Genomic DNA, 13,801 nt, shown 5'->3' on the forward strand with positions numbered 1-13,801 from the left:
TATTCCGCCCGGGCCGCAGGCGCGGGTGGTACCGCGGGGCGGGGCGGTCAGACCGCGAGCAGGCCGTTCTGCCGGACCAGCCAGCAGATCGCGGTCAGCCGGTGCACCGCGAAGTCGTACCCGACCGGCTCGCGCCAGCCGATCTCGGCGAGCCGGTCCAGGAAGCCTCGCGCGTAGTCGGACAGCTCCGCACGGTTCAGCCACCGCGGCTGCAGCTCCGGCCCCTGCGCGTACAGCAGCTCGCGCAGCTCGGCGGCGTGCTGGTCGACCGCCGCGACGAGGCAGGGCTCGAAGGCGAGCTCGGCCAGCCGGGGGCTGAAGTCGGCGACGATCCCGGGCAGCGGGCAGCCGTCCGGCCGGTGCGGCGGGGCGGCGGAGTCTGAGGGGAGGCGCCGGGGCGACTCGTCGGGCGTGGCGGACATCCGTCCACGGTAGGCGAGCACGGTGCCGGGGCAGGCGGCCCGGGGAGGAGACCTTGGCCACCCCGGGGCGCGGCCCCGCCCGGCACCCCGCCCGGCACCCCGCCCGACACCCCCGCCGACGGCCCCGCTTCCCCGGTTCGGGCGTGGGCACGGGGTGGTCTGTACCAGAATGGCCGGTATGGATCTTCGAATCTTCACCGAACCCCAGCAGGGCGCGAGCTACGACACCCTGCTCCGGGTGGCCAGGACCGCCGAGGAGCTGGGGGCCTTCAGCGCCTTCTTCCGCTCCGACCACTACCTCAGGATGGGCGGCGCCAGCGGCCTGCCCGGCCCGACCGATGCCTGGATCACCCTGGCCGGCCTGGCCCGCGAGACCAGCACGATCCGCCTCGGCACCCTGATGACCGCCGCCACCTTCCGCCTCCCCGGCGTGCTGGCGATCCAGGTCGCCCAGGTCGACGCGATGAGCGGCGGACGGGTCGAGTTCGGCCTCGGCGCGGGCTGGTACGAGGAGGAGCACACCGCCTACGGCATCCCGTTCCCGAAGGAGAAGTTCGGGCGGCTGGAGGAGCAGCTGGAGATCGTCACCGGTCTCTGGGGCACCGCACTGGGCGAGACCTTCGACTTCGCCGGGACCTACTACCGGCTGAGCGAGTCGCCCGCGCTGCCCAAGCCGGCCCAGGCGAAGATCCCGGTCCTGGTCGGCGGCACCGGACCGACCCGCACCCCGGCGCTGGCCGCCCGGTTCGCGGACGAGTTCAACCTGCCGTTCGTGTCGGTGGCGGACACGGTGGCCCAGTTCGGCCGGGTCCGGACGGCCGTCGAGCGGGCCGGCCGCAAGGCCGACGACCTGGTGTACTCCAACGCCCTGGTCGCCTGCGTCGGCCGGGACGACGCCGAGGTGGCCCGCCGGGCCGCCGTGATCGGCCGCGACGTCGACGAGCTGAAGGCCAACGGCCTGGCCGGCACCCCGGACGAGGTGGTGGAGAAGATCGGCCGCTACGCCGCCGTCGGCAGCGAGCGGATCTACCTGCAGATGCTGGACCTGGACGACCTGGACCACCTGGAGCTGATCGCCTCCCGGATCGCCCCGCAGCTCGGCTGACGCGGCTCCCGGGCCGGGGCCCGCCGGTCCCGGTCCGGGCCCCGACCCCCGCTCCCCTCCGCGCCGTTGTGACGCTCCCGGAGCGCTTCTGTGACGATCCTGGAGCGATAAAGGCTCGGTCCGGACCCGGTCTGACCATTAGTCTTTACTCTCTCTTGAAGGGGGAAAGCTCCTCGGGAGGAGGGGCCGGGAGCACCCGGACCGGTGGGGAAGCAGGGGGAGTGCCGATGTCGGACGTGCAGGTCTTCGGGGCGGCTCGCGACCGGGCGGCGGCCCACGACCGTACGGCCCGCGCGGTGCCGCGCCCCGGCTGCCGGGAGCTCGCGGCGGAGCCGTCGGCCGGTGTGCTGCGCCCGCGCGGCCTCCGGGACCTCCGCTCCGTTCGCGGCCCCGGTACCGCGCCGAGCGTCCTGCACTACCCGGCGGGCGACCTGGTGGTGGTCTCCGGATTGCCGGGCAGCGGCAAGAGCACGCTCATGCGCCGCTGCGTGCGCACGCCGATCGTGGACTCGCAGCTGGTCCGCGAGGAGTACGCGTCCCGTGTCCCGTCCTGGCTGCCGTACGCCCTGTACCGCCCGCTGGTGCGCCTCGCCCACTACCGGCGGCTGCGGCGCGCGGTGCTCGCCGGCGGGCCGCTCACCGTGCACGACTGCGGGGCGGTGCCGTACGTGCGGCAGTGGCTGGCGCGGACCGCCGAGCGGCAGGGGCGCAGGGTGCACCTGATCCTGCTGGACGCCAGTGCCGAGGAGGCCCGCGACGGTCAGCGGGCACGGGGCCAGGCCGTCTCGGCGTACGCGTTCGCCCGGCACCGGGACGCGGCGCACCGGCTGCGCCGCCGCCTGGCCGGGACGGGGCGGCCGCCGACGGGCTGTGCGTCGGCCGTGGTACTCGACCGGGCCGGTGCGCGTGCCCTGCGGGAGATCGTCTTCGCGGCGTCGTAGTCTCGCCGGAGGCGGTCCGGGCGCCCGGTTCACCCCGTTCGTCCCGTTCCGCCGGTGGCGCGCCGCGCCGCGGGGCAGACGGGGTGTCACGTTTCGGACAGACCGGGGCCGGTACTGTGCGCATGCGCGCGACGGGAAATGCTCCATGTGCGGTGCCGTTCGACCGCTCAAACTTCCGGGTTATGTCCGATTTGCCGTCAGAAGTTCCAGGCCGGAACGCATCTGACGCGTACACGCGACCCTGCGTAGCCTGTGGCTCGGCGGCCCCCCTCAACCGCCGTCCCCCCACCACCCCCCTCAGGAGCGCAGATGCGTCGTTCCGCCCGTGTTCCCTCGCGTGCCACCGGCAGATTCCTCGGCGCGGCCGCCGTCGCCGCCGCCCTCGGGCTCACCCAGTTCGCGGCCCCGGCCGCGTTCACCACCGCCAGCGCGGCCGCCAAGGCCCCGACCTCCACCGAGTGCAGCACCGGCGAAGCGGCCCAGGGCTCCGTCGCCCAGGACTCCGCGGCCCGCAAGCCCGCCGGACACCCCACCGGCCAGGAGCCCAACGCCCTCACCGACGCCCAGGCCAAGGCGATGGACAGCGACCTCCAGGGCCGGCTGGCCCAGCTGGCGCACTCCGCCCAGGGCAACACCCTGCTCGCGCCCGGTGAGCTGGCCGCCACCACGACCGTCCCGGTGTACGTGCACGTGGTCCACTCGGGCACCACCGGCAAGCTGTCGGCCGCCACCGTCGGCAAGCAGATCGACGTGCTCAACGCCGCCTACAGCGGCCAGGGCACCGGCAACACCGCGAGCCAGTTCCGGTTCCAGCTGGTGGCCACCGACTACACCGACAACTCCAGCTGGTACAACGGCGTCAGCCCGGGCTCCAGCGCCGAGAAGGCGATGAAGACCAAGCTGCGCAAGGGCGCGGCCAACGCCCTCAACCTCTACACCGCCAAGCTCGGCCAGTCCCTGCTCGGCTGGGCGACGTTCCCCAGCTCCTACCGCTCCAACCCGAGCGACGACGGTGTGGTCATCCTCGACTCCTCGTTCCCCGGCGGCTCCTCCGCCAACTACAACGAGGGCGACACCGCCACCCACGAGGTCGGCCACTGGCTCGGGCTCTACCACACCTTCCAGGGCGGCTGCTCCGGCCAGGGCGACTACGTGGCCGACACCCCGGCCGAGCAGAGCGCGGCCTACCAGTGCCCGGCCGGCCGGGACACCTGCACGGCCACCGGTGTCGACCCGATCCACAACTTCATGGACTACACCTACGACTCGTGCATGACCCAGTTCACTCCGGGCCAGGTCGCCCGGATGGCCAACTCCTGGGCTGCCTACCGGGCCTGACGGGCCCCCTCGGCCCGCACGGGCCGCACCCCGAGACGCTGGCGGGTGCGTGGCGACTGCGCCGCGCACCCGCCAGTACCAGTTGCAGGGCCAGTGTCGGTGCCGGTTCCGGCGCGGCCATGAGAGGCCGAATGTACCGGTTGGTCTAAGTTTGGCGGGATAAGAGCAGGTCGGACGAGCCGGTCGAACCCGTCGAGCAAGGAGCAGCGGCATGGCCAACAGCGCGAACCCCAGGATCGTCGTCGGTGTGGACGGCTCGCCCGCCTCGCAGCAGGCCCTTCGCTGGGCGGTCGACTACGCCCGGCTGGTCGGCGGCACCGTCCACGCCGTCGCGGCCTGGGAGTACCCGGCGTTCTACGGCTTCGCCGGGGCGAGCGTGCCCTCGCCCGAGTTCAACCCGGAGGAGCTCGCCGGCCGGATCCTCTCCCAGGCCGTCACCGAGATCGCCGGCGCGCGGCCCGAGGTGCCCGTCGTCGAATCGGTGGTGCCGGGCAACGCCGCCCAGGCCCTGCTGGAGGCCTCCGGCGCCGCCGCGCTGCTGGTGGTCGGCAGCCGCGGCCGGGGCGGATTCGCCGGCGCCCTGCTCGGCTCGGTCAGCCGGCACGTCACCGAGCACGCCACCTGCCCGGTGGTCGTGGTCCGCCACGGCGTGGCCGGCGGCACGGCCGGCGACGCCGGGTGACCGGAGGGCGGTGGCGCGGCGGACCGCCGCGCCGGGGAGGATGGACCCGTGCCCGAAGGTGACTCCGTCTTCCGCGTGGCGGCCCGGCTGCGCGCCGTCCTCGCCGGACAGGTGCTGACCGCCGCCGAACTGCGCGTGCCCGCCCACGCCACCGCCGTCCTCGCCGGGCGCCGGGTACTGGAGGTCGTCCCGCGCGGCAAGCACCTGCTCACCCGCCTCGAAGGCGGCACCGGCCCCGGAGGCGGCAGCCGCTCCGAAGCGGGCCTCACCCTCCACACCCACCTGCGGATGGACGGCCGCTGGTCGGTGTTCGCCCCCGGCGAGCGCTGGACCGGCGGTCCGGCCGCGCAGATCCGCGTCGTCCTCGGCACCGGGCTCGGCACCGCCGTCGGCTACCGGCTGCCCGTCGTCGAACTGCTGCGCACCGCCGACGAGCAGCGCGTGGTCGGCCACCTCGGGCCGGACCTGCTCGGGCCCGACTGGGACCGGGCCGAGGCCGTCCGCCGCCTCCGCGCCGACCCCGGGCGGCCGCTCGGCGAGGCCCTGCTCGACCAGCGGAACCTGGCCGGTATCGGCAACGTGTACGCCAACGAGCTCTGCTACCTCGCCGGGGTCACCCCGTGGACACCGGTGGGTGAACTCCCGGACCTCGACCGCCTGGCGGCCCGCGCCCACCAACTGCTGGACGCCAACCGCCTGCGCCCCGGCCACATCACCACCGGCGACACCCGCCGCGGCCGGGGCCACTGGGTCTACGACCGGGCGGGCCGCCCCTGCTCCCGCTGCGGCACCCTGGTCCTGACGGCCCAGCACGGCACGCCACCGCAGGACCGCCCCGCCTACTGGTGCCCGTACTGCCAGCGCGGCCCGGCCCCCCGCGGTCGGGGCAGCCGCCGCTGAGGCCCGACCGCGGGGGTCAGGGCTGCTCCACCAGGGCCGGGTGGCGGGGGTCGTCGACGCGGACGGTCAGGTCGGCGGCCTCGGTGGGGGCCGTCTCCGCCGCGTAGCGGGCGAAGGCGGGGAGGGTCCACTGCTCCTCCGGGGCGGTCCGGCGTCGCAGGGCGGCGGGGGAGAGGGACAGGTGGACGGTCAGTTCCAGTGGGAGCCAGCGGCCGAGGAGCAGCGCGCCGTCCAGGAGCAGCACCCCGCCGGGCGGCAGTTCGGTGCAGGGGGCGCGGGTGGCGCGGTCGGTCGCCGGGTCCCGCAGGGACGGGAGCACCCGGCCGCTGCCGCCCGGCTCCAGCGGGTCCAGGACCTCGCGCAGCAGCGCCCCGTCGTCGAGCCACAGGTCGTGGTAGGCGTCCGCGTCCTGCTTGCCGTACTCCAGCCGGACCGAGGCCGGGCGCAGGAAGCCCGCCGCGGGGACCCGCAGCGTCGGCAGGCCGCGCAGCCGCAGCGGTTCGACCAGGGCGTCCGCGAGCTCCCCGGGGCGGGCGGCCGGGGCGCCGTCCACGGCCACCCGGAGGCGGCGGTCGCCGGCCCCCGGCAGGGCGGCGATCCGGTCGGCGAGCAGCTCGACGAGGCGGTCGGGCGAGATCGGGCGAATCGGCACGGCGTCATCCTGCGGTCGGGGAGCCATTGCCCCGGTGGGGTCGGCGTTCGTCGTCGAAGGGGACGGTCGTTCAGGGGACGGGCAGCTCGCCCAGGCAGTACAGGGTGCTGTCGTGGCCCGCGTAGAGCCGGGTGCCGTCGCTGGCGACCGACCACACGTCGACGCCCGGGCCGGTGTCGGAGAAGATCGTCGACAGCGCGCCCTTCTCCGCCTCGACGGCGACGACGCCCGCGGCGGCCGGGCCCGGTACGAGCAGGGCGGAGCTGAGCAGCAGCGGCCGGCAGCGGCGGTCCAGCCGGAACGGCAGCTGGCACTGCCAGGTCTGCTCGCCGCTGCCCGCCTCGTGCGCGGTGATCAGCCCGTTGTCGCGCGGCACGTACACCCGGTAGCCGTCGCTGAGCGGCGGCAGGGCGCGCCACTCCTCGCCCGGGCCGGGGCGGACCGACCAGCGCGGCGCGCCGTCCTCCATGCGCAGGGCCTGGACGCCGGTGGCTCCGGGGGGCGGCAGGTAGACGTGCCGCTGGTCCATCATCGACCAGGCGGGGGCGGTGCCCGGGGTGGTCCAGAGCCGCCGCCCGGTGGTGCCGTCCACCAGCGACATGCCGGCCTCCGGGTCGGCGCCCCAGGTGAGGAGCCGGCCGCCGATGGGCAGCACGGTGACGGCGTTCTCGCCGCGGTCCGCGAACGGGCGGGACCAGAGCAGGCCGTTGCCGGTGACGTCCACGGCGAACAGGGTGCCCCGGGTGTCGGTCCGGCTCTCGACCGTGCCGTAGACCTGCGCGCCGTCGCTGCCGAAGAGGGAGATCCGCTCGCCCAGCTCGGGCGGGAGCGGCTGGCTCCAGCCGGCCGCCGGGCCGGTCAGCGCGCGGGCGTCCACATGGCCGGTCGAGGTGGTGAAGAGCCGGCCCGCCCCGACGATCAGCGGGGAGTCCTCCGGTCGGCCCCTGAGCGCCGGCTCCTCGACGGTGCCGACCACGGCACCGCTCGCCGGGTCGAGGATCCGCACGCCCTTGGCCGTCACGTAGGCGGGCGCGAAGAGCCGACCGTTCAGCCGGTTCGGCGTCATCGGCTCCGGCCCCTGGTACACCCAGAGCGGCTCGGGCCCGACCAGCTTGCTGGGCAGCGGTCGCGGCTGCAGCTTCTCGGTCGGGGCGGCGCTCATCCGCCGGGACACCCCCCAGACGGCGGCGCCCGCCGCCAGCACCCCGGCACCGATCAGCAGCCGCCGCCGGCTCGGCCGGGGCCCGCCGCCGCCGTCCTCACCACCGCTCACCACGTCGGCGGGCGCGGTCGTCCCGCCCTCGTCCTCGCCGTCCCACCGCCAGGACGCCTCGCCCGCCGAACGGTCGGCCGGTGTGCTCCCCATACTTCGCCACTCGTCTTCCCCCGGGGCAGCCGTAGCGCTGCACTGTCCACGGAGAATACCCAAGCCGCCGGGCCCCGGGCGGTCCCGCGGCTCAGTCGGGGAGACCGGGAAGACCGGTGAGGCCGTGGTCGGCGAGGTCGGCCAGGACGTCCGCGTGGCAGGGCAGCGGGGCGCACCAGCAGGCGAGGCGGTGCCCGCGCAGGTCGGGGACGAGGGCGAGCAGCTCGGGGCGGGCCAGCAGGTGCGCCCGGTACTTGCGCAGCATCGCCTCGCGCGGGAGCCCGGGGCCCGGGCGGAACGGGCAGTGCAGCGGCGACTCGGTGAGATGCCAGCCGCCCCGGTGCATCGCTCGGCCGACGTAGACCACGTCGGCGAAGGCCGGGTCGTCGCGGTGGCCCTTGAGATTGACCACGGTGGTCGGGCCGGAGGCCGGGGTGCGGGGCATCGGGCCGGGGCCCGGGGCGCGGGGCGTCATGGGCACGATGGTGGCGCGGTCGGGGCCGGTGGGCACCCCGGGGCGGGTGGGGTTCGCCTTGACAGCCCCTGGGGCCCGGCGTAGCAAGAGAGGATGCGCCAGGGTGTTCCGGCGGACCCGCCCGGTCCGCCTCCTCGCGACGGGGATGCCCGGGCGGTGCGTCCCGGTCCGCGCCGCCCAGCGGTGGGTGCTGCCCAGGAACCGGCGGGGCCGGCTGGCCGGGACCCGGCGCGGGAGCGGGAGGCCCTGCTGACCTCCGCCGTCCGGACGGTGCTCGGCGGCACCGACGCGCACGGCGCGACCGTCTACCTGCGCTCCCGCGACCGCCGCTCGCTGGTGCTGTGCGCGGTCGCCGGTGTGCCGCTCTCGGTGCTCGGCCCGTTCCGGCGGATCGCCGCCGCCGGTCCGCTGCCGATCGCCGTCACCTACCGCACCGGCCGCACCGTCCTGCTCGCCGACACCGAGGACACCATGCGGCGGTTCCCGCAGCTCGCCGTCGGCCTGCCCTACGACTTCGCCTCCGCCTACGTCCCGGTCCGGGCGGGCGAGGAGGTCTTCGGGGTGCTCGGGATGCTCTGGGCGGCCTCGGACGACGGCGTGCCCGAGGGCGCGCGCCGACATGTGCGCGGGGTCGCCGCCCGGCTGGCCGCAGGACTGGCCGAGCTGGAGGAGGCCGGCCACCCGGTGGAGCCGAACGGCGAGACCACGGTCGTCGAACTCACCCCGCCCTCCGCGCCGACCACCCGGGTCGGCCTCTTCGACTGGGACGTGGCGCTCGGCGAGGTCGCCGCCGACGACCAGTTCTGCGAGATCTTCGGGCTCGCCCCCGGCGACTTCGACGGCCGCGCCGAGAGCCTGGCCGCCCGGATCGCCCCCGGCGACCTGCCGGAGTTCCGGGCCGCCGTGCGCGGAGCCCTCGACCGGGGCCGGGTGCTCGCCGCGCGACTGCGGGTGCTGGACCGGGACGGCCACCCCTACCCCGTCGAACTCTGGGCCCGGGTGCCCCGCGACGGCCCCGGCGCCCGCGGGCGCCTGGTCGGCGCCGTGCTCGACACCCGTACCGGCACCGCCGCGGCCGCCGCCGTGGAGCGGCTGCGCGAGGGCGTCTTCTCGCTCGACCCGGACGGCCGGATCACCTACGCCAACCACAGCGTCGAGCTGCTGCTCCAGGCCCGCCGCGAGGACCTGGTCGGCCACCACCCGTGGCAGGTGCTGCCCTGGCTGTCCGACCCCGTGTACGAGAACCGCTACCGGGCCGCGCTGCTCTCCCAGCAGCCCACCGCCTTCCTCGCCCGCCGGCCGCCGGACCACTGGCTCGCCTTCTCGCTCTACCCCGACGCGCACGGCGTCACCGGCCGGGTGGTCGCCGCCGACCCGCCGCCCGACGCCGCCGCCCCGGCCGCCGAACCCCCCGCGCCCGGCACCTGGACCGGCCTCGGCGTCATGTACCACCTGCTCCAGCTGGCCAGCGCGCTGAGCGAGGCGGTCACCGTCCGCGAGGTCTGCCGGGCGGTGGCCGACGAGATCCTCCCGGCCCTCGGCGGACAGGAACTCGCCATCTACACGATCCGCGAGAAGCACCTGCACCTGGTCTCGCAGAGCGGCTACCCCGACGGCTTCCTCGACCGCTTCGAGGGCACCCCGGTCGGCGCCAGGGTGCCCGGGGCCGAGACCCTCAGCACCGGCACCCCGATCTTCTTCGAGAACGTCGGACAGCTCGCCGCCGCCTACCCGGGACTGGCGCTGGACGACATGGGCGCCTGGGCGTTCCTGCCGCTGATCGCCTCCGGCCACCCGGTCGGCAGCTGCATCCTCGGCTTCGACCGGCCCCGCCCGTTCACCCTGGAGGAGCGCGGCCTGCTCACCGCGCTGGCCGGCTTCATCGCCCAGGCCCTGGAACGCGCCCGGCTGTACGACGCCGAGTTCACCCTCGCCCGGGGCCTCCAGCAGGCGCTGCTCCCGCACCGGCTGCCGCGCCTGGACGGGGTCCGGATCGCGGCCCGCTACCTGCCCGGCACCCAGGGCATGGAGATCGGCGGCGACTGGTACGACGCCATCGTCACCGGGCGGGACCTCTGCCTGGTCATCGGCGACGTCGAGGGCCACAGCGTCGGCGCCGCCGCCACCATGGGCCAGCTGCGCAGCGCCGTGCGGGCCTTCGCGACCAGCGGCAACCCGCCGGACGAGGTGCTCGCCCGGACCAATCAGCTGCTGCTCGACCTCGACCCCGGGCTGCTCGCCAGCTGCTGCCTGGTCCGCCTCACCCCGGGGGAGGGCACCGCCCTGCTCGCCCGGGCCGGCCACCTGCCGCCGGTGCTGCGCCACCCGGACGGGCGGGCCGAGGCGCTGGAGGTGCCCGGCGGGCCGCTGCTCGGCGTCGACCAGCACGCCGTGTACCCGATCAGCGAGCTGCGGCTGGAGCCGGGCTCGGTGCTGGCCCTGTACACCGACGGCCTGGTCGAGGACCCGGCGGTGGAGATCGACGCGGGAGTGGACCGGTTGCGGGCGGCGCTGGCGGGCCCGGAGGTCGGCCGGCTGATCGCGGAGGCCGGGCTGGACGGCCTGGCCGACCGGGTGCTGCGGGAGGTCGGCTCCACGCACCGGGTCGACGACGTCGCGCTGATGCTCACCGGGTACCGCTGACTCCCGGCGCTGGGGAGTACGGGGGCGGGGGAGTACGGGGGCAGCCCCGGCGGACCGGGAACGACTTTCGTCGGAGCCGGCGGCGACGAACGGTGACGGCGGTGACCAGGGGCGATTCGTTAGCCTCGACGGGTGGACGTCATAGCGAGAGCCTGGTCGAAGGCGGTTCGAACGGCACTGCCCGGGCCCTGGCGGTTCGGGCTGGTGGTCCGCGAGGTGGTGGGAGCGCTGCTGATCGCCGGGCTGGCCGCGCCGATCGAGGTGCTCAGCGGCACCGGGCTGGCCCTGCCGATGGCGGTGGCCTCCGGCCTCCTCTTCCTGGTGCGCCGAGGACTGCCCGCGACCGCCCTGGTGCTCACCGCGGTGGCCAGCGGCCTCGGTGGCGGCACGCTGCCGCTGCTGGTCTGCGTCGGCTGGTCGGCCGGTGCCCGGATCCGCCGGGTCGGGGTGCTGGCCGGTTCGTTCGCCGCCGGCTGGGCGCTGATGACCCTGTTCGGGGTGTTCAAGGACGCCGGGCAGGTTCCGGCCAAGCTGATCGTCGGCTTCTCGCTGGGCGGCTACCTGCTGCTCGCCGTGCTGCCCGCGCTCTGGGGCCGGTACCGGGCGCAGCGCCGGGCGCTGACCGACGCGCTGCGCGAGCGCAACGAGCAGCTGGTGCGCGAGCACGCGATGATCGCGCACCAGGCGCGGCTGCGCGAGCGGCACCGGATCGCCCAGGACATGCATGACAGCCTGGGCCACCAGCTGGCCCTGATCTCGGTGCACACGGGGGCGCTGGAGGTCGACCGGACGCTCACCGACCGGCAGCGCGAGGCGGTCGGGGTGCTGCGGCTGGCCGCGGTCGCGGCGATGCGGGAGCTGCGCGAGGTGGTCGGCGTGCTGCACGACGAGTCGACGGCGCTCCCGCCGGGCCCGGGGCCCGGGCCGGCGGCAGTAGTAGGTGTCGGGGCGGGGGCCGGGGCCGGGGGCGTCGGGAGCGGGGGCGTGGACGGGATCGAGGCGCTGGTCGAGTCCTCCCGCGCGGCCGGTACGCCGGTCTCGCTGCTCCGGGACGGCGAGCGCCGTCCGCTGGCGGCGTCCGCCGGGCACGCGGCGTACCGGGTGGTGCAGGAGGCGCTCACCAACGCGCACAAGCACGCCCCCGGGGCACCGATCACGGTGGCGCTGCGCTACGAGCCGGACGCGCTGGTGGTGGAGGTGGTGAACCCGGCGGCGCCCGAGCCGGTGGGGGTGCGCGCCGGTGGCGCCGCCCCGGCGGTGGTCAGCGGGGGCCAGGGGCTGACCGGGCTGCGCGAGCGGGCGCGGCTGGTCGGCGGCATGGTGCACGCCGGCCCGACCGCGGGGGCGGGCTTCCGGCTGGCCGCCGTGCTTCCGTACCGGGCCGCGGACGGTGCCGCGGCCCAGGGCGTCGACGCAGGGTCGGCGGCCGGCCCGGAGACCGGGGCCGCGTACCCGGAGGCGGACGCCTGGCCGCTCGGGGTGCCCGGGGCGGCAGCCGGGCCGCCGAAGCGGCGCAGCCCGGCGATCGGCTGCGCGGTCGGCGGGGTGGCGGTGCTGGCGGCCGTGCTCGGGCTGCTGGTCTGGGGCGTGGCCGGCTTCGTCCGGGCCGCGGAGGAGTCCACGGTGAAGCGGTCGGTCTACGACAGTACGGAGCTCGGCGCCCCGGAGGCGGAGGTGCGGAAGCAGCTGCCGCGGGGCAGCGACTTCTTCCTGAGGAACCTGGAGGGCACCGGCCCCACCCCGCCGGAGGGGGCGGACTGCGTCCGCTACCTCTCCGACGACAACGGGGGGACCGCCTGGGGCGAGGACGCCGTCGTCCGGTTCTGCTTCAAGGACGGGGTGCTGGTGGAGAAGCAGCACTACCGGGTGAAGCAGTGAGCGAGGGGGATGCCAGGATGGTCCGCGGGGCACCGGCCGGTCCGCCGCCGCGCCGTCCGGACCAGTACCAGGGGGATGACCAGCAGTGATCCGAGTCCTCGTCGCCGACGACGAGCCGCTCATCCGGGCCGGGATCAGGATGATCCTGTCCTCCGCCGAGGACATCGACGTGGTGGCCGAGGCCGCCGACGGCCGGCAGGCGCTGGAACTGGCACGCGCGCACCGGGTGGACGTCGTCCTGCTGGACATCCAGATGCCGGTGCTGGACGGCCTGTCGGCGCTCGCCGAGCTGCCGAGGGTCGCCCCCGGCGCGCGGGCGCTGATCCTCACCACCTTCGGGGAGCGCGACAACGTGCTGCGCGCCGTGAGCGACGGCGGCGCCGGCTTCCTGCTGAAGGACACCGCGCCGGCCGAGCTGATCCAGGCCGTCCGGGCGGCCGCCACCGGGCACGCCTTCCTGTCGCCCGCCGCGACCCGGCACATCGTCGACTCGCTGGCCGGCGGGCAGGCGGGGCCGGTCGCGGCACGCGGCGCCCGGGCCCGGCAGCGGCTGGAGGTGCTGACCGAACGCGAGCTGGAGGTGCTGGCGCTGCTGGGCGAGGGGCTGTCCAACGCGGACGCCGGGGCCCGGATCCATATGAGCGAGGCGACGGTGAAGACGTACGTCAGCCGGATCCTGGCCAAGCTCGGGTGCGAGAACCGGGTGCAGGCGGCGCTGCTGGCCCGGGACGCGGGGCTGGGCGGCGTCGGCTGAGAGCGTGCTGACGGGGCGTCGTCCTGACGTTCGACATTCGGTCACCAGGTCGATCGACGCGTCGTCGGCGGGCCGTTCGGTGTGTACAAGGACGGGTCGTGTGCCGTGCGCTGAGCGACTTTCTGCTCACGCTCGGTAGTCGGAGTGGCGAACGCCACCTTGCCGCTCGGTGGAACCGGGAACTCCGGTCCGCGAGGTGACGGCGCGTCAGGCGTCGGTGACGGTAAGTCGACAAAGCGGCCGGACTTTCGGCCGACCCGATGTGAGCGAGCGCACGGAAATCGACCGTTTGGGCCGGGGAATGCGGTCAAAGCCGGTCGTTTCCGGGTCGGTTTCATGATCGATACCGCCGGTAACAGTCGACTGACCTGGGACGACCAAGAATTGCTTGATGCGGCCCGGTAGCGCCCGTAGCTTCTTTGGCGGTGCAACGAGCACCACCCGGGTTCACCCCCGACCCACGGCCCGCCGACCGACCATCGGCACCAGGGCGGTGGCCGTCGACGCGACAGGCCTCAACGGGCCGTCGGCGAGCGGAGGGTGGCCGGGGCGGCACGGCACGTCGGACACGTGCGAGGCCGCCCATCGAGTGAGGGAGCGACAACCGGCCCCGGCAGGGGCCTGGTTCCGCATGCCTGCCCGGGT

The 13,801-nt window shown here is 75.6% G+C and carries 12 protein-coding genes; 8 read left to right on the forward strand and 4 right to left on the reverse strand.

Annotated elements, in window-relative coordinates; all coding sequences use genetic code 11:
- Positions 1 to 47: 47 nt before the first annotated feature.
- Positions 48 to 422, reverse strand: coding sequence for a DUF6401 family natural product biosynthesis protein (locus tag OG715_RS37195; RefSeq protein WP_266272856.1), 375 nt, complete (start codon positions 420 to 422; stop codon positions 48 to 50).
- A gap of 178 nt (positions 423 to 600) precedes the next feature.
- Between OG715_RS37195 and OG715_RS37200 the strand changes: the two genes are divergently transcribed.
- The 5 genes from OG715_RS37200 to OG715_RS37220 all read left to right on the forward strand — a co-directional run bounded on the left by OG715_RS37200 (position 601) and on the right by OG715_RS37220 (position 5,388).
- Positions 601 to 1,527, forward strand: a complete 927-nt coding sequence (locus OG715_RS37200) for an LLM class F420-dependent oxidoreductase (protein ID WP_266272855.1) — start codon at positions 601 to 603, stop codon at positions 1,525 to 1,527.
- 227 nt (positions 1,528 to 1,754) lie between these two features.
- Positions 1,755 to 2,468: an AAA family ATPase gene (locus OG715_RS37205; protein WP_266272854.1), complete on the forward strand. Its 714-nt coding sequence runs from the start codon at positions 1,755 to 1,757 to the stop codon at positions 2,466 to 2,468.
- Between the two features lie 309 nt (positions 2,469 to 2,777).
- The gene (locus OG715_RS37210; protein WP_266272853.1) at positions 2,778 to 3,806 is read left to right on the forward strand and encodes a zinc metalloprotease; all 1,029 of its coding nucleotides are present in this window, start codon (positions 2,778 to 2,780) and stop codon (positions 3,804 to 3,806) included.
- Between the two features lie 211 nt (positions 3,807 to 4,017).
- Positions 4,018 to 4,488: a universal stress protein gene (locus OG715_RS37215; protein WP_266272852.1), complete on the forward strand. Its 471-nt coding sequence runs from the start codon at positions 4,018 to 4,020 to the stop codon at positions 4,486 to 4,488.
- A 48-nt stretch (positions 4,489 to 4,536) separates the two neighbouring features.
- Positions 4,537 to 5,388 (forward strand): DNA-formamidopyrimidine glycosylase family protein, encoded by an 852-nt coding sequence (locus tag OG715_RS37220; RefSeq protein WP_266272851.1) that lies wholly within the window; start codon positions 4,537 to 4,539, stop codon positions 5,386 to 5,388.
- A 16-nt stretch (positions 5,389 to 5,404) separates the two neighbouring features.
- On the opposite strand, the gene OG715_RS37225 is transcribed toward OG715_RS37220, so the two are convergent.
- The 3 genes from OG715_RS37225 to OG715_RS37235 all read right to left on the reverse strand — a co-directional run bounded on the left by OG715_RS37225 (position 5,405) and on the right by OG715_RS37235 (position 7,881).
- On the reverse strand, positions 5,405 to 6,067 hold the full coding sequence (locus OG715_RS37225) for a nucleoside/nucleotide kinase family protein (RefSeq protein WP_407661062.1): 663 nt from the start codon (positions 6,065 to 6,067) through the stop codon (positions 5,405 to 5,407).
- A gap of 43 nt (positions 6,068 to 6,110) precedes the next feature.
- Positions 6,111 to 7,406 carry an outer membrane protein assembly factor BamB family protein gene (locus OG715_RS37230; RefSeq protein WP_266272849.1) on the reverse strand — a complete coding sequence of 432 codons (1,296 nt, stop codon included), beginning with the start codon at positions 7,404 to 7,406 and terminating at the stop codon, positions 6,111 to 6,113.
- A 91-nt stretch (positions 7,407 to 7,497) separates the two neighbouring features.
- A complete protein-coding gene (locus OG715_RS37235; RefSeq protein WP_266272848.1) occupies positions 7,498 to 7,881 on the reverse strand; it encodes a DUF4326 domain-containing protein in 384 nt (127 codons plus the stop codon).
- Between the two features lie 183 nt (positions 7,882 to 8,064).
- Between OG715_RS37235 and OG715_RS37240 the strand changes: the two genes are divergently transcribed.
- From OG715_RS37240 to OG715_RS37250, 3 genes are all read left to right on the forward strand, one after another.
- Positions 8,065 to 10,524 (forward strand): SpoIIE family protein phosphatase, encoded by a 2,460-nt coding sequence (locus tag OG715_RS37240; RefSeq protein WP_266272847.1) that lies wholly within the window; start codon positions 8,065 to 8,067, stop codon positions 10,522 to 10,524.
- 132 nt (positions 10,525 to 10,656) lie between these two features.
- Positions 10,657 to 12,402: a sensor histidine kinase gene (locus OG715_RS37245; RefSeq protein WP_266272846.1), complete on the forward strand. Its 1,746-nt coding sequence runs from the start codon at positions 10,657 to 10,659 to the stop codon at positions 12,400 to 12,402.
- An 85-nt stretch (positions 12,403 to 12,487) separates the two neighbouring features.
- Positions 12,488 to 13,156, forward strand: a complete 669-nt coding sequence (locus tag OG715_RS37250) for a response regulator (protein ID WP_266272845.1) — start codon at positions 12,488 to 12,490, stop codon at positions 13,154 to 13,156.
- Positions 13,157 to 13,801: the final 645 nt, after the last annotated feature.

Source organism: Kitasatospora purpeofusca (assembly GCF_036010405.1).
In the GTDB taxonomy this organism is placed as follows: Bacteria; Actinomycetota; Actinomycetes; order Streptomycetales; family Streptomycetaceae; genus Kitasatospora; species Kitasatospora purpeofusca.

Excerpts from the sequence above, each read along its gene's own strand:
- OG715_RS37195 (WP_266272856.1), bottom strand. The coding sequence starts at position 422 with ATGTCCGCCACGCCCGACGAGTCGCCCCGGCGCCTCCCCTCAGACTCC.
- OG715_RS37230 (WP_266272849.1), bottom strand. The coding sequence starts at position 7,406 with ATGGGGAGCACACCGGCCGACCGTTCGGCGGGCGAGGCGTCCTGGCGG.
- OG715_RS37215 (WP_266272852.1), top strand. The coding sequence starts at position 4,018 with ATGGCCAACAGCGCGAACCCCAGGATCGTCGTCGGTGTGGACGGCTCG.
- OG715_RS37205 (WP_266272854.1), top strand. The coding sequence starts at position 1,755 with ATGTCGGACGTGCAGGTCTTCGGGGCGGCTCGCGACCGGGCGGCGGCC.
- OG715_RS37235 (WP_266272848.1), bottom strand. The coding sequence starts at position 7,881 with ATGACGCCCCGCGCCCCGGGCCCCGGCCCGATGCCCCGCACCCCGGCC.
- OG715_RS37200 (WP_266272855.1), top strand. The coding sequence starts at position 601 with ATGGATCTTCGAATCTTCACCGAACCCCAGCAGGGCGCGAGCTACGAC.
- OG715_RS37225 (WP_407661062.1), bottom strand. The coding sequence starts at position 6,067 with ATGGCTCCCCGACCGCAGGATGACGCCGTGCCGATTCGCCCGATCTCG.
- OG715_RS37210 (WP_266272853.1), top strand. The coding sequence starts at position 2,778 with ATGCGTCGTTCCGCCCGTGTTCCCTCGCGTGCCACCGGCAGATTCCTC.